The organism is Pseudomonas sp. ASL3 (genome assembly GCF_056680425.1).
Window position 1 is genome coordinate 1,837,127 of record NZ_CM155281.1, and the last position, 15,168, is coordinate 1,852,294.

Sequence of the window (15,168 nt, forward strand, 5' to 3'; positions counted from 1 at the left end):
TAAGATCCACCTCATAAGATTTTCCCAACCATCAGGAGATTCACCGATGCCTATCATCAACAGCCAAGTAAAACCGTTTAAAGCGACTGCTTTCCAGAACGGCGCATTCGTCGACGTTTCTGAAGCCGACTTGAAAGGCAAGTGGTCTGTCGTGTTCTTCTACCCAGCCGACTTCACCTTCGTATGCCCAACCGAGTTGGGCGACCTGGCTGATAACTACGCTGAATTTCAGAAACTGGGCGTCGAAATCTACGGCGTGTCGACTGACACCCATTTCGCTCACAAAGCCTGGCATGACACCTCGGACACCATCCGCAAAATCCAATTTCCACTGATCGGCGACCCGACTCACCTGATCTCGCGCAACTTCGACGTGCTGATCGAAGAAGTGGGCCTGGCAGACCGTGGCACCTTCGTGATCAACCCGGAAGGCCAGATCAAAATCGTTGAACTCAACGATGGTGGCGTAGGCCGTGATGCTTCCGAGCTGCTGCGCAAGGTCAAAGCCGCTCAGTACGTCGCTGCCCACCCAGGCGAAGTTTGCCCAGCCAAATGGAAAGAAGGCGAAGCCACTCTGGCCCCGTCTCTGGACCTGGTCGGCAAGATCTAAGTCGCCGTGAATCGGCTGGGGGCTATGAGCTCTTAAGCACGTAAACCGCATCGCCCCCAAAAACGCCCGGGCGACTATCGCCTGGGCGTTGTTTTTTCTACCGAACGAAAAAGGAAATCGCCCTCATGTTGGACGCCAATCTTAAAGCCCAGTTGAAGTCATACCTGGAACGGGTTACCCGGCCGATCGAGATCGTCGCGTCCCTTGATGACGGCGCGAAATCTGAAGAAATGCTCGCGTTGCTCAAAGACGTCGCCAGTCTTTCGCCGCTCATTACCGTGCAAGACAACGGCTCCGATGGGCGCACACCGTCCTTTTCGTTGAATAGTCCGGGATTTGATATCAGCCTGCGTTTCGCCGGCATCCCCATGGGCCACGAATTTACCTCGCTGGTGCTGGCGCTGCTGCAAGTCGGCGGCTACCCCTCTAAAGCCAGTGCGGACGTTATCGAACAGGTTCGCTCGCTCAAGGGTGAATTCAATTTCGAAACCTATTTTTCCCAGTCCTGCCAGAACTGCCCGGATGTGGTCCAGGCCCTGAACCTGATGGCCGTGCTCAATCCGAACGTTAAGCACGTCGCTATCGACGGTGCGTTGTTCCAGGCCGAAGTCACTGATCGTCAGATCATGTCAGTGCCAAGCATTTATCTGAACGGTGAGTTGTTCGGCCAGGGCCGCATGGGTCTGGAAGAAATTCTGGCCAAGATCGATACCAGCGCCGGTGATCGTCAGGCTGAAAAGCTCAACGCCAAAGAAACGTTTGATGTGCTGGTGGTTGGCGGTGGTCCTGCAGGTTCCGCTGCCGCGATCTACGCCGCACGCAAAGGTATTCGTACCGGTGTCGCGGCAGAGCGCTTTGGTGGCCAGGTGCTCGATACCATGGCCATTGAGAACTTCATCTCCGTCCAGCACACCGAAGGTCCTCAGCTGGCTGTGGCACTTGAAGAACACGTCAAGCAATACGAAGTCGACATCATGAACCTGCAACGCGCGGATCATTTGATTCCGGGCAAGGCCGGTGAGTTGCATGAAGTGAAGTTCGCCAGCGGTGCTTCGCTCAAAGCCAGGACCGTGATCATCGCGACCGGTGCAAGATGGCGTGAAATGAACGTGCCCGGCGAGCAGCAGTATCGCAACCGTGGCGTGGCGTACTGCCCGCACTGCGATGGCCCGCTGTTCAAGGGCAAGCGTGTTGCCGTGATCGGCGGCGGTAACTCTGGCGTGGAAGCGGCTATCGACCTGGCCGGTATCGTCAGCCATGTCACCTTGCTGGAGTTCGACGTGCAGTTGCGTGCCGACGCGGTGTTGCAGCGCAAGTTGCACAGCCTGCCGAACGTGACGGTCATCACTAATGCACAGACCACCGAGGCTACCGGCGACGGCCAGAAGGTCAACGGTTTGCGCTACAAGAATCGCCTGAATGGCGAAGAAATCGCCGTTGAGCTGGAGGGTATCTTCGTGCAGATCGGCTTGCTGCCTAACACCGATTGGCTCAAGGGTACTGTCGAGCTGTCACCGCGCGGCGAGATCGTTGTCGACTCCCGTGGCGAGACCTCGGCTCACGGGATCTTCGCTGCTGGCGACGTCACCACCGTGCCCTTCAAACAGATCGTTATTGCGCTGGGGGAGGGTGCCAAGGCTTCGCTGAGTGCATTCGATCACCTGATCCGCACCTCCGCTCCAGAATAATTGGGCGCGCTGACAACAAATCCCCCTGCATGCAGGGGGATTTTTTTATCAGTGTTTTCTGCTGCGCAGTGAGATCAGAGCGGCGTTGGCTGAATGATTTCGACCCAATAGCCATCCGGGTCTTTGATGAAGGCCAGGTGGTTCATGCGGCCGTCGGCCAAGCGTTTTTGAAAGGGTACGCCCAGGTTTTCGAATCGCTCGCAGGCCAGGTGAACATCCGGGACTGAAATGCAGATATGACCAAAGCCGCGCGGGTCGGCGTTGCCATTGTGATAAGCGAAGGCAGGGTCGTTTTCCGTGCCGTGGTTGTGAGTCAGCTCCAGAATCCCGGGAATGGACTTCATCCATTGGTTGCGGGCGACGTCATCAGCAGGGATCTGGGCTTGATCAACCAGCGCAAGGAAGTACAGGCTGAATTCGGCTTCCGGAAAGTCACGCTTTTCAACCAGGCTGAAGCCCAGCACGCGGGTGTAGAAATCCAGGGCCGCGGTAATATCCTTGACCCGCAGCATGGTGTGGTTGAACACAAAGCCCTGGGTCGCGGCATCCGGTTCGGCGGTTACGCCGGCAAAGGTGTTCAATTCGTGCAAGCTCATGGATATCTCCAGTTCAAGTATTCGCGTAATTGCCAAATGATACGGGGCAAGGCGGGCAGTGCCAAACCTGGCCGACGATAAAAAGACGGTAAAGCCTTGTCCGTTGGTGGAGACAGGCTCAAACTTTCCGGCTCATTGTCCCTGTGGTACCTATCATGATTTACCCGCAATGCAGATCATCGTTGATAAGCCTGTGCCTTCTGTTCGTCATGAGCAGTGCCCATGCCGCCGACGCGATGATCACCTGGCCTGCTGGCTGGGAAGTCGAGCCATTGCCACCGGCTGCCGAAGTCGATGGCCAACCGTCAGTCCAGATGAGACAGCGGGCGGTGAAGAATGATCAGAATGGTGACCCGATCATGGTCATGGAGCTGACTCAAACGCGGCTTCAGCCGGGGCATGACGTCAATGTACAAAGCGTATTACTGGAAATGCGCAAATCGGTTCAGATCAATTTTGTCCGTGACGGATTTCAGAGTGTCTGCAGCAAGGTCCATCAAAGCACGCTGAGCGATCTTCCGGCGCTGGAAACCACCTGCACCATCACTCAGAACGGCGGGCATGTGATGACCCAGACGCTGGTAGCTGCCGCGAACAAGGACATGGCCTGGTCACTTTCCTACGCAGGTTCTGCCGACGGTTATGAGGCGACTAAAGATGAGGTGCAGCGCATTCGGGGCAGCCTGCAGCTGGTCGTTACGCAATAAACCCACGAGCGTTAAAAACACTGGCGCCAAATAACAGGCAAAAAGAAGCCCGCCGAAGCGGGCATTGGGGCGCTAATCCTTTAGCAGCCTTCATCCTGTAAGAATCGATGTGAAAAATGTGTGAAGAAAAAAGCCTGGCTGGCTAGTTGAGCAAGGGCGACGCGGAGCGGGTGCCATAAACTCGCAGGGGATAGAGCCTCCGATGTATCTCCGGCCGGGCAAGGATTGAATGCAATGAATGTGCAACACTGAACTGCCACTAGATAACCTGTTATCCAGTATCAAGCACTGGAAGTGCCTGTAATTCCGGTCTTGTTACATTCTCGACGAGCGGAAAAAGTGAGGGGCGGTCAAGCACTAAGCTGAAGGCATAGTCCGAAATGATTGTATGAATTTTTACCTTGTTGAGCTTTTTTCGTAGTGTCGAGCTTACTGGGCATTCCTTTCCTGTCGGAACGCTGAACGAGTGACACATCTTCGCGGCGGCAAAATTGACAGGCACTAAAAAGCCCTGCTATGCAGGGCTTTTTAGTTCGACAGTTTCGATCAAGCACGAAGCCATGAGTCTACGGTGTCGACACCGTATTGCAATTTCCAGGACTTCAGGCCGCGGTGATTGCCGCCTTTGGTTTCAATCAGCTCGCCAGTGTGCGGATTCTGATAGACCTTCACGACACGGGCTCTGCGGCGCTTGATACCAGCAGGCGCGGCCTGAGGCAGCGAGCTTTTTGGGTCAAGGATGGCGATGATGTCGCGCAGGCTCTTGCCGTAGCTGCTCATCAAGCCCTGGAGCTTCTGTTCGAATTCGATCTCCTTTTTTAGTCCGGCGTCATTCTTCAAGGACTCCAGCTGAGCAAGCTGTTCTTGAAGGGCTTTTTCTGCTGCGCGAAACTCGGCGAGTCTGGACAAATATAGTTACTCCGACAGTGTAGTTGGCTGTTCCCAGCCTGACAAAGCTATAAACAAAAGCGTCTGGCCGATTCGTTCCTTCAGTCCTCTACCCGACCCTTGAGCGTTTTCTTTCTGTGACGAAACTAACGGTCTGCTGTCAGTCACGCTCAAGTGAAAGGGGTAGTTGTTCACCAGTTGCAGGTAAATCATGCACTTTTTTTTCGAGTTAGAAAATAGTCTTTATGCAATTGAGTATAGCGAAGGGAAAATTGCCACTTAGTCGTCGGCCTCATTCTCTGTGATATCAGATGACGGAGTTTGTAAGTTATTTCCGATATTAGCCGCACGTCGGGAAACCTGAAGTGTCGGCTCCAGGGGCGTATTTCGGTGTTTTACAGCCCTTGTTGCAGCGCCGGATCGTCCGGGTTTTGTTGCTCCAGCTCTGCGAGCAACACCTGCACCTTTTGCAGCTGTCCGCTTTCTTGCCAGTAATGGATCAACAGCACCCGGGCGGCTCGATTGGCAGGCTGACGCTGCAGGATTTCTTCGAGTTGCTTCTGTGCCGCCTCCAGTTGATCAAGGCCATGCAGGGCCACCGCCAGGTCGTAGCGGTAGTCATTGTTCTCCGGCTCCAGCTCCAGTGCCTTGGCCAATCCCAGCAGCGCGTATTCGTTTTGCCCGTGGCTTAGCAACCACATGCCAAGTGCGTGCTGCAGCAGCGCCGATTTTGGGTTGCGTTCCAGTTGTTGTCCCAGCAGTTGTCGGGCCTTGTCGGCCTGACCCTGCTTATCGAGCAGCTCGATCTGGGCCAATCCGGCTTCCAGATTATTGGGCTCCAGCGTGAGCACCTGTTCCAGCGCCTTCAAGGCCCGATCCTGATTACCTGTGTGCAGATATAGCCTGGCCAGTTGCAACTGGTTCTCACTGGTTGGTGACTGTGCATTCAGTACGTCTTCATATTCGTCGACGACCTGCTCCATCGAACTGAAGTACAGCCCTACTTCATCGGGCGTGAGGCCCAGCAGCGCTTTCGCCGCGTTGAAACGAGTGGTCTGGTCCGCCTCATCGAGCAGAGGCCCCAGCAGCACGCTGCGCTGACTGCCGGAAACCAGCTTGACGATGGCATCGATCGCCGCCTGCTGGACTATTGGTGCGTCGCTGTGCAGATCGGCACCCGCCAGTTTCAATGCTTGCGGGCTGGGGTAGTTGGCCAGCTCGACAAGCAGGCTGGCGCGACGGATGCCCGACAGGTCGGTACGGGCCAGTTGCTGATAAAGCACCCGAGCCGCCCCCGGCTTACCGTTATGTGCTTGCTCCAGGGCGTGGGTATAGCTGAGCGGCGGGACACGGGGAGGCGGGGTAGAGGAGATGCCGCGAAACAACAGCAGGCCGACGCCAAAAGCGATGACCAGTAGCGTGATCGTATAACCGAGACGCCATGGACGGCGGGCTTTTGGTTCAGCGGAAGAACCTTTCAGAGGCGGTTTTGGCATACCAATATCCAGTTCATGACGGCTTGCAGCTTCAGGGAGTGACTGGCAGCTGTCAAACGGCAATCGTTTGGGCCTGCTCGAAAGAACGTTTTGCGCGGGCCCAAAAAAAGCCCCGCGGAAGCGGGGCTAAAAAGGTTAACCGTGGAAGTCAACCAAATGAGTGGTTCGAAGCATCAGGCCTGTGGCTGCCAGCCACCACCCAATGCTTTGTAAATGGCAACAATCCCACGGTACGTGTCGACCTCGGCCTGAGCCTGAGAATCTTCAGCCGCCAGACGCTCACGCTCGGCATCGAGCAGCACGAGGAAGTCCACCGTGCCTTCGCGGTACTGGATCGACGCCAGATCCGCCGCCTTGCGGCTCGCTTCGCTTTGACGAATCAGCGAGATCAGGCGCTGTTGGCGTTTGCCGTAATCGCTGAAAGCGTTTTCGGATTCTTCCAGGGCCAGCAGTACTTGCTGCTCGTAGTTGGCCAGTGCACCGTCGGCTTCGGCATTGGCCCCGCGAATCCGTGCCCGAACGCTGCCCAGGTCAAAGGCCGCCCAGGTAATGCTTGGGCCCAGCGACCAGGCCTGCGCTGCCGAAGAGCCGATTTGGGAGCCGCGCCCGGCGGTGAAACCGAGGAAACCACTGAGGCTGACCCGAGGGAACAGATCTGCGGTGGCCACACCGATGCGAGCCGTTGCTCCTGCCAATTGGCGCTCGGCGCTGCGCACGTCGGGACGATGGCGCAGCAGCTCGGTCGGATCACCGATCGGCAAGGCTTTGGCAATCGCCGGCAATTTCGCCGGGCTCAAATCGACGGTCAGGTTCTCCGGACGCTCGCCCAATAGCGTGGCGATGCGATTGCGCTGCCGTACTTGTTCAGCCTGCAACTGAGGCACGCTGGCCTCAACGGCGGCCAGACGCGCGTCGGCACGCACCACGTCCAGTTCGTTGCCGACACCGGCCTCACGCAGGTTCACGGTGACGGTCCGTGAGTCCTGCTGGTTTTTCAGGTTGGCCCTTGCGATGCCTTCACGCAGTTGCGCGCCACGCAGTTGCCCGTAGGCATCGACCAGCTCAGCGGTCATGGTGACCTGAAGCTGGTAGAGATTGGCCTCGGCCACGTCCTCATCGGCGCTGCTGGCTTCCACTTCGCGCTGGATGCGACCAAACAGGTCGACTTCCCAGGCCATGTCCAGCCCCAGGTCATAACGCTCAGTGTTGACCCGCTGGGTCGTCACACCCGGTTGCTGACCCTTGCCCAGATCGGCGCTGGCGCGACTGGTGATCACCGGCATTTCTTTGATGCTGGTCTCATCGCGAATCGCTCGTGCTGCCTTCCATCGGGCGAAAGCCACGCGCAACTCACGGTTACCCGTCATCGACTGAGCAACCAGTTGATTCAGGATCGGATCATCGAACTGTTGCCACCACACGGTTTGAACTTGGCTGCGATCGTAGTTGCCTTGGGCTGCGGACTCGACCTTGGCCGGCGCTGTCACCGGGGCTTTGTAGTCCGGGCCGACGGTGCAGGCCGCCAGCGCGATGACCAACAGGCTCGGCAGAAAGAATTTCACGCTCATTGTTGCTCCTCCAGCTTCAGGGCCTTGTCGGCTTTGCGAGCCTGCTTGCGTCCCACATAGTTACGGATCAGCACGTAGAACACAGGTGTCAGCAGCAGACCGAAGAAAGTCACCCCGAGCATCCCGGAGAACACTGCCACGCCCATGGCATGACGCATTTCAGCACCCGCACCGCTGGACAACACCAGAGGGATGACGCCCATGATGAAGGCGAAGGAGGTCATCAGGATCGGGCGTAGACGCAGACGGCAGGCTTCGAGTACCGCAGCCAGCGGGGTCATGCCTTCCTCTTGTTTATCCTTGGCGAATTCGACGATCAGAATCGCGTTCTTACAGGCCAGGCCGACCAATACGATCAAGCCGATCTGGGTAAAGATGTTGTTGTCGCTACCGGCAATGATCACCCCGGCGATGGCCGACAGCAGCGTCATCGGTACAATCAGGATCACCGCCAGTGGCAGGCTCCAGCTTTCATACAGAGCGGCCAGTACCAGGAACGCCAGCAGTACGCAGAGCGGGAACACCAGCAGTGCAGTGTTGCCGGACAAAATCTGCTGGTAGGTCAGGTCGGTCCATTCGTAGGTCATACCGTTGGGCAGTTCGTCCTTGAGCAACTTTTCAATGGCAATCTGAGCTTGCCCTGAGCTGTAACCCGGAGCGGCCGCGCCGTTGATTTCCGCCGTGATGAAGCCGTTGTAGTGCATGACGCGATCAGGGCCCGAGGTGTTGCTGACCTTGATGAAGGTCGCCAGCGGGATCATTTCGCCCAGGTTATTGCGTACTTTCAACTGACCGATCTGGTCAGCCTCCAGACGGAACTGCTGTTCAGCCTGAACGTTGACTTGATAGGTACGGCCAAAGCGGTTGAAGTCGTTGGCATACAGCGAACCCAGGTAGATCTGCAGGGTATCGAAGATGTCCGAAATCGCTACGCCGTGAGTTTTGGCTTTTTCACGGTCGATAGCGGCATCGACCTGTGGCACGTTGACCGTGTAGCTGGTGAATAGCCCGGCCAGTCCTGGCGTAGTGCGACTCTTGGTGATGATGTTCTGGGTTTCTTTGTACAGCGCTTCGTAACCCAGGTTGCCACGGTCTTCAATCTGCAGGCGGAAGCCGCCAATGGTGCCGAGCCCTTGTACAGGTGGTGGTGGGAAGATTGCCATGTAGGCTTCCTGGATTGCACCGAACTTGCCGTTCAAGGCACCGGCAATAGCACCTGCCGACAAGCTGGCGTCCTTACGCTCGTCGAATGGCTTCAAGGTCACGAAGACGATGCCAGCGTTAGGGCTGTTGGTGAAACCGTTGATCGACAGGCCCGGGAAGGCCACCGCACTTTCTACACCAGGCTGCTTGAGCGCGATGTCAGACATGCGTTTGATCACGTCTTCAGTACGGTCCAGGCTGGACGCATCCGGCAGTTGCGCGAAGGCCACCAGGTACTGCTTGTCTTGCGTCGGGACGAAACCGGTCGGTGTGTTGGCGAAACCGAACCAGGTCAGCACGATCAAACCGGCATAGAGGAACAAAGCAATGCCGCTGCTACGGATGACCCGGCCTACGGTACCGACATAGCCATGGCTGGCCTTATCGAAGAAGCGGTTGAACGGACGGAACAACCAGCTACCCAGCAACTTGTCGAGGACCTTGGAGAAACCATCCTTCGGTGCGTCGTGAGCTCTGAGCAACACGGCCGACAGGGCAGGCGACAGGGTCAGGGAGTTGAAGGCCGAAATCACCGTCGAAATCGCAATGGTCAGGGCGAACTGTTTATAGAACTGCCCGGTCAAGCCAGAGATGAATGCTGCCGGGATGAACACCGCACAGAGTACGAGCGCCGTGGCGATAATCGGGCCGGTGACTTCACGCATGGCGCGTTTGGTGGCTTCGACCGGTGTCAATCCAAGCTCGATGTTCCGTTCGACGTTCTCCACCACCACGATGGCGTCGTCCACTACGATACCGATGGCCAGTACCAGGCCGAACAGCGACAGCGCGTTGAGCGAGAAGCCAAACAGGTGCATCACAGCAAAGGTACCGATCAACGACACCGGAACCGCTACCAGCGGGATGATCGAAGCGCGCCACGTTTGCAGGAACAGGATCACCACCAGCACCACCAGAATCAGCGCTTCGAACAGGGTATGAACCACCGCCTCGATGGAGCCGCGCACGAAGATGGTTGGGTCATAGACGATCGAGTAGTCCATGCCTTGTGGGAAATTTTTCTTCAATTCGGCCATTTTGGCGCGAACTTCATTGGAGATTTCGATGGCGTTCGAGCCAGGACGCTGGAAGATCGGGATCGCCACCGCAGGCTGGTTATTCAACAGAGAACGCAAAGCGTACTGGCTGGAGCCGAGTTCGACGCGAGCGATGTCCTTGAGGCGAGTGATCTCACCATCGGCGCCCGAGCGAATGATAATGTTCTCGAACTCTTCCTCGCTCACCAGACGGCCTTGAGTGTTCACCGACATCTGGAAGCTGGTGGCATTCGGCGCCGGAGGGGAGCCCAGCGAGCCAGCTGCGACCTGACGGTTCTGTTCACGAATCGCGTTCACGACATCGGTCGCGGTCAGGTTGCGTGAAGCCACCTTGTTCGGATCGAGCCAGACGCGCAGGGAGTAATCGCCCATACCGAACAGCTGCACGTCACCGACGCCACCCAGTCGCGCCAGCTCATCCTTGATATTGAGGATGGCGTAGTTGGACAGGTAAAGCATGTCGTAGCGTTTGTCCGGCGAGGTCAAGTGCACAACCATGGTCAGGTCGGGAGAGGCCTTGTCCACGGTGATACCAATGCGCGTCACTTCTTCAGGAAGTTTCGGCTCGGTCCGGGTTACGCGGTTCTGCACCTGTACCTGAGCGTTGTCCAGGTCAGTGCCCAGCGCAAAGGTGATGGTCAGGGTGATCTTGCCGTCAGCGGTGGATTGCGAGGACATATACAGCATGTTCTCGACACCGGTGATGGCCTGCTCCAGCGGCGCAGCGACGGTTTCACCGATGACCTTGGGGTTGGCGCCCGGGAAGTTGGCACGTACCACCACGGTCGGCGGCACCACTTCCGGGTACTCACTGATGGGTAGCTGGAACAGTGAGATAGCGCCGGCGATCAGGATCAGCAGCGACAGCACCGCTGCGAAGATCGGTCGCGAAATAAAGAATTGAGAAAAATTCATATGAGTTATCCCTTAGCCGCGAGGTGAAGCATTGCTTGCCAGTTTGGGTGCAAGCCTGGGCTCGACTTGCTGCAGATTGCTGGCTTCGAGAGCTTGACGTTGCTTGGTCAGGGCGGCGAGGGTCTCGGCGCTGGCCATCGGGGTGGTTTCCGGGTCTACAGGTAGCCCAGGACGTACCCGTTGCAGGCCCTTGACCACGATGACGTCGTCCTTGTTCAGGCCGCTGCGCACGATGCGCAAACCTTCCAATTTAGGACCCAGCTCCACGCTGCGATATTCCGGTTTGTTGTCAGCACCCATGACCAGTACGAATTTTTTGCCCAGATCCGTGCCGACCGCTTCATCGTTGATCAGCACAGCGGAGTAAGTACCGCTGCCTACCAGTTTCAGGCGGGCGTACAGGCCGGGGGTGAATTGACCATCGGTGTTATCGAAGACCGCACGACCACGGATGGTGCCGGTTTTCGGGTTGACCTGGTTGTCGACGAAGTTCATCTGGCCTTGATGCGGGTTGTCGCTTTCATTGGACAGGCCGAGGAATACCGGTGTGGTCTGACCGCGTTTACCTTTGCGCGCCAGGTCGGTGTATTTCAGATAAACCCGCTCATCGGCATCGAAGTAGGCGTACACCTTGTCGGTGGAAACGACGCTGGTCAGCGGCGTGACATCGGCGGTAACGATGTTGCCGGCGGTGATGTCTGCTCGGCTGACACGGCCGCTGATCGGTGAAGTGACGTGGGTAAAGCTCAGGTTCAAGCGGGCCAGATCAAGCTGCGCCTGAATGGCATCGACGCCAGCCTTGGCTTCTTGAGCGGCGCTGCTGCGCGAGTCAGCGAGTTCTGCGGAGATGGCGTTGCTGGTCAGCAGGCGCTGGCCGCGCTGGGCTTCGTTACCGCTGCGAGTCGAGTTGGCGCGAGCTTGTTGCAGTTGCGCTTCGAGGCGACGGACTTCAGCCTGGAAAGGGCGAGGGTCGATCTGGAACAGCACGTCGCCTTTCTTGACCAAGGCACCTTCGGTGAAGGCGACCTGGTCGATCTGGCCAGAAACCCGTGGGCGGATTTCAACAGTTTCCGGGGCTTCCAGGCGCCCGGTGAACTCGTCCCATTCATTGACAGGTTGTTCCAGTACCTTGGCCACGCTGACTTTCGCCGCTGCCGGAGCCACAGTGGCTACCGGGGCGCGACCACAGGCGCTGATCACGATCAAGGCCAGCACGGCAAGGGGATAGCGCAAATGGTTGAATGACTGTGCCATGGGAAAATCCGCCAATAATTGTTGAGTTGGTGGATTTTGTTCTGGCAGGTCGTATTGCACGAATCGAATGAGCCGAAGGTGAATATCATTCGGAATGATATAAGACCGCCAATGAGGCTCTAGCTCAGGCTATCCGGATCCCCAAAGAACATCTGGATCCGCGAGCGCAACCAGCGTTCTCCGGGGTCATTGTCCTGAGATCCACGCCAGGCCATGTGCAGCTCGAAGGCGCGGGTTTCAATGGGCAGATCTTCGGCGCGTACGCCGCCTGCGGCAGTCAGCACATCCGCCGCGTAGTCCGGGACGGTAGCCACAATATCGGTGCCGGCCAGCAGCGTGGCCAGGCCGTTGAATTGCGGCACCGCCAACACGACGTGACGCTTGCGTCCGATCTGTTCCAGGTACTCGTCGAGAAAGCCGCTCAAATCACCTGCGAACGACACCAGCGCATGGGGGCGCGCGCAGAAATCATCAAGGCTGAGGGGGCCAGGCACCGTGTCGGCGCGCAACAGCTTTGCTTGGCTGCGGCGCAGCACTTTGCGTTTGGCATTGGCGGGCAGATCTCTGGTGTAGCTGACGCCAATGGAGATTTCGCCGGAAGCGAGCAGGGGGGGCATCAGGATGTAATTGACGCGCCGTACCACCAGCACGATGCCGGGGGCTTCGGAGCGCAGCCGCTTGAGCAGCGAAGGCAGCAGTGCGAACTCCACCTCGTCGGACAAACCGATGCGAAACACGGAGGTACTGGTTGCAGGGTCGAATTCCGACGCTCGGCTGACGGCGGTGGAAATCGAGTCAAGTGCCGGGGAGAGCAGGGCGAAGATTTCCACCGCTCGGGCGGTAGGCTCCATGCTGCGGCCGGTGCGCACGAATAAAGGATCATCGAACAAGCTGCGCAGGCGTGAGAGCGCCGCACTGATCGCCGGTTGACCAAGGAACAGCTTTTCTGCCGCACGAGTGACGCTTCGCTCATGCATTAATGTTTCGAAGACGATTAGCAGGTTGAGGTCGACGCGACGCAGGTCGTTGCGATTCATAAAAAGATGATCTCGGGCCGTTTGTCGATGCGATGGTCCATGCCAGCACAGGGGCTTGCGATCTATCCGCTCAAGCACAACTGCTCGAATAAGAAATCGCCGACGTGAATAGTACGAGGAATCAGTGGCTTTCTGCATCGATAAATCATCGACATCAATGATGGACGCGATAAAAAACCACCGCAGGCGTACGCTGGAGACTATTGGCGACCCAACGGAGCGGTACCCGCGCGACCGGTGTGTGTTGGCGGGTTGCAATGTCGCGCCGAGATGCGAACAATGGCGACCCTGAATAGCCGGATATCCGGCAGTTGTCTGCCGACGGATTTGCAGCAGATAGAAGCAGCAGAATCAATGACAGGCATGTCGACTATTAATAGCCACTGATAGTGTTCGGGGAAAAGCCCGGATAGAGTTCATGGCATTAAAGGTTCATTAGGCGAGGTTCGAAATGTCCCGCACGATCCGTTTTCATCAGTTTGGTCCAGCCGAGGTCCTCAAAATTGAGGAGTCTCCTGCTGCGCAGCCTGCAGCCGGTGAGGTGCAAGTGCGCGTCGAAGCGATCGGCATCAGCTGGTATGACGTTCTCTGGCGGCAGAATCTGGCACCTTCACAGGCTCGATTGCCTGCCGGCATGGGTCATGAAATGGCCGGTGTGGTGTCAGCAGTGGGCGAAGGCGTTCATGATCTGGCGGTGGGCGACAAGGTCGCCAGCTTCCCTGCGGCTTCCCCCAATGAGCATCCTGTCTACGGCGAACTGATCGTGCTGCCACGCTCAGCCCTGACCCGCTATCCGGACATACTGACCCCGGTCCAGGCGAGCGTGCATTACACGCCATTGCTGGTGGCCTACTTTGCTTATGTCGATCTGGCCCGTATCAAGCCAGGTCAGATCGCTTTGGTAACTGATGCCAGCCACTGTGCTGGCCCTGCATTCGTGCAATTGGGCAAGGCACTGGGCGTAAAGGTCATTGCCGCGACCAAGTCCGTTGAACAGCGTGATGACCTGCTGGCTCTGGGCGCTGACAAGGTCGTTGTCACTGAAGAGCAAGACCTGTTGATGGCCGTCAACAAATACACCGATAACCGCGGCGTCGATGTGGTTCTCGATGGTTTGGGTGGCCCGCAGATGTCAATTCTCGGTGATGTTCTGGCTCCGCGCGGCAGCCTCGTACTCTACGGCCTGCAAGGCGGCAATCAGACGCCATTCCCGGCATGTGCTGCGTTCCAGAAAAACATCCAGTTCTTCGTGCATTGCCTGGGCAACTTTACCGGCAAGCCGGAGCTGGGCATCACTCAGGACGAAGTAGCGTTGCAACGTGCGTTGCGTGATATCAATCAGCTCACGGCTGATCGGGTACTGCTGCCGCAGGCCACGCGCACATTTGCCTTCGATAATGTCGTCCAGGCTCACCGCTACATGGACAGTTGCCCAACCGGCGGTCGCGCTGTGTTGCTAGTCGAGCCCGCCTAAGCACAGATATTCAGTTTCAGTCCCCTCGGCGCCATTGGGCAGGCGCCTGCGAACCAGGTTCGACCGTTCAGTCATCGCGCGTTCGGCCTGATCACCGGTCTTGTTCAAGTCTTCCGATCATTCAGGAGGACTTTTTGCTGTGCGCTCACAGCCAGCGCAACAACCATTAAAGTGACCTCGCTCCTTGGGGGTGACCGGGCAGGCGATTATATATCGATCCCCTGGTTTATTCCTCCTACAGGATTAAATAACCCTTCGCCTGGCGGCGTTTAAAGTACGGGCATATCGTTCGGCGGTGTTTAAATACTTGAACTGAATCTGCGGCGTCGAGCGCGCATTCGATCTGGATGCGGACTTTAAAGAGTCGGCTATCCAATGGGCCAGGCACTGTGTGCGACTGAATGGGCTGGACCGACCTGTCAGCAACTGATTCACCCGGGCAGTGCAGCAAGGCGGGGTAGTTGGCTGCACCGCCTATGGCGCATATCCTGCTCCATAGGCGGGACGATGGGTTTATCTTTTCGTATAAAAAATGTCATCGGGTATAAATATTAAACGCACTTTTTGGTTGTTTCTTATTTTGTGGCGCCATAGAACTGCGCCGCTTTTTGTTCGATATCTGTACCTTGTAATCATTCCGCAGATACTGATAATACGTCGGTAATTATTGCTCA

Annotated in this window: 11 protein-coding genes; 4 read left to right on the forward strand and 7 right to left on the reverse strand. The window is 57.2% G+C overall.

What is annotated here, in order from left to right:
- Positions 1 to 46 precede the first annotated feature (46 nt).
- Both ahpC and ahpF read left to right on the forward strand, forming a co-directional pair.
- Positions 47 to 610 carry an alkyl hydroperoxide reductase subunit C gene (gene ahpC, locus AC1MEE_RS08330; protein WP_480414860.1) on the forward strand — a complete coding sequence of 188 codons (564 nt, stop codon included), beginning with the start codon at positions 47 to 49 and terminating at the stop codon, positions 608 to 610.
- A 125-nt stretch (positions 611 to 735) separates the two neighbouring features.
- Complete coding sequence (gene ahpF / locus AC1MEE_RS08335) at positions 736 to 2,298, forward strand: alkyl hydroperoxide reductase subunit F (RefSeq protein WP_480414862.1); 1,563 nt, start codon at positions 736 to 738, stop codon at positions 2,296 to 2,298.
- Between the two features lie 74 nt (positions 2,299 to 2,372).
- On the opposite strand, the gene gloA is transcribed toward ahpF, so the two are convergent.
- Positions 2,373 to 2,894 carry a lactoylglutathione lyase gene (gene gloA, locus AC1MEE_RS08340; RefSeq protein WP_480414863.1) on the reverse strand — a complete coding sequence of 174 codons (522 nt, stop codon included), beginning with the start codon at positions 2,892 to 2,894 and terminating at the stop codon, positions 2,373 to 2,375.
- Between the two features lie 155 nt (positions 2,895 to 3,049).
- On the opposite strand from gloA, the gene AC1MEE_RS08345 reads away from it, so the two are divergent.
- Positions 3,050 to 3,601 (forward strand): DUF4946 domain-containing protein, encoded by a 552-nt coding sequence (locus AC1MEE_RS08345; RefSeq protein ID WP_480414864.1) that lies wholly within the window; start codon positions 3,050 to 3,052, stop codon positions 3,599 to 3,601.
- Between the two features lie 546 nt (positions 3,602 to 4,147).
- Here AC1MEE_RS08345 and AC1MEE_RS08350 read toward each other — a convergent pair.
- From AC1MEE_RS08350 to AC1MEE_RS08375, 6 genes are all read right to left on the reverse strand, one after another.
- Positions 4,148 to 4,510, reverse strand: coding sequence for a histone-like nucleoid-structuring protein, MvaT/MvaU family (locus tag AC1MEE_RS08350; RefSeq protein ID WP_480414865.1), 363 nt, complete (start codon positions 4,508 to 4,510; stop codon positions 4,148 to 4,150).
- Between the two features lie 374 nt (positions 4,511 to 4,884).
- Positions 4,885 to 5,985, reverse strand: a complete 1,101-nt coding sequence (locus AC1MEE_RS08355) for a tetratricopeptide repeat protein (protein ID WP_480414866.1) — start codon at positions 5,983 to 5,985, stop codon at positions 4,885 to 4,887.
- Positions 5,986 to 6,158: 173 nt separating this feature from the next.
- Complete coding sequence (locus AC1MEE_RS08360) at positions 6,159 to 7,553, reverse strand: efflux transporter outer membrane subunit (protein ID WP_480414867.1); 1,395 nt, start codon at positions 7,551 to 7,553, stop codon at positions 6,159 to 6,161.
- Positions 7,550 to 10,729 carry an efflux RND transporter permease subunit gene (locus AC1MEE_RS08365; protein WP_480414868.1) on the reverse strand — a complete coding sequence of 1,060 codons (3,180 nt, stop codon included), beginning with the start codon at positions 10,727 to 10,729 and terminating at the stop codon, positions 7,550 to 7,552. The genes AC1MEE_RS08360 and AC1MEE_RS08365 overlap by 4 nt, the downstream gene beginning before the upstream one ends.
- 12 nt (positions 10,730 to 10,741) lie before the next feature.
- A complete protein-coding gene (gene mexE / locus AC1MEE_RS08370) occupies positions 10,742 to 11,983 on the reverse strand; it encodes a multidrug efflux RND transporter periplasmic adaptor subunit MexE (protein ID WP_480414869.1) in 1,242 nt (413 codons plus the stop codon).
- Positions 11,984 to 12,102: 119 nt separating this feature from the next.
- Positions 12,103 to 13,020, reverse strand: a complete 918-nt coding sequence (locus AC1MEE_RS08375; RefSeq protein ID WP_480414870.1) for a LysR family transcriptional regulator — start codon at positions 13,018 to 13,020, stop codon at positions 12,103 to 12,105.
- 451 nt (positions 13,021 to 13,471) lie between these two features.
- On the opposite strand from AC1MEE_RS08375, the gene AC1MEE_RS08380 reads away from it, so the two are divergent.
- Positions 13,472 to 14,494 (forward strand): zinc-dependent alcohol dehydrogenase family protein, encoded by a 1,023-nt coding sequence (locus AC1MEE_RS08380; RefSeq protein WP_480414871.1) that lies wholly within the window; start codon positions 13,472 to 13,474, stop codon positions 14,492 to 14,494.
- The last annotated feature ends 674 nt before the right edge of the window (positions 14,495 to 15,168 follow it).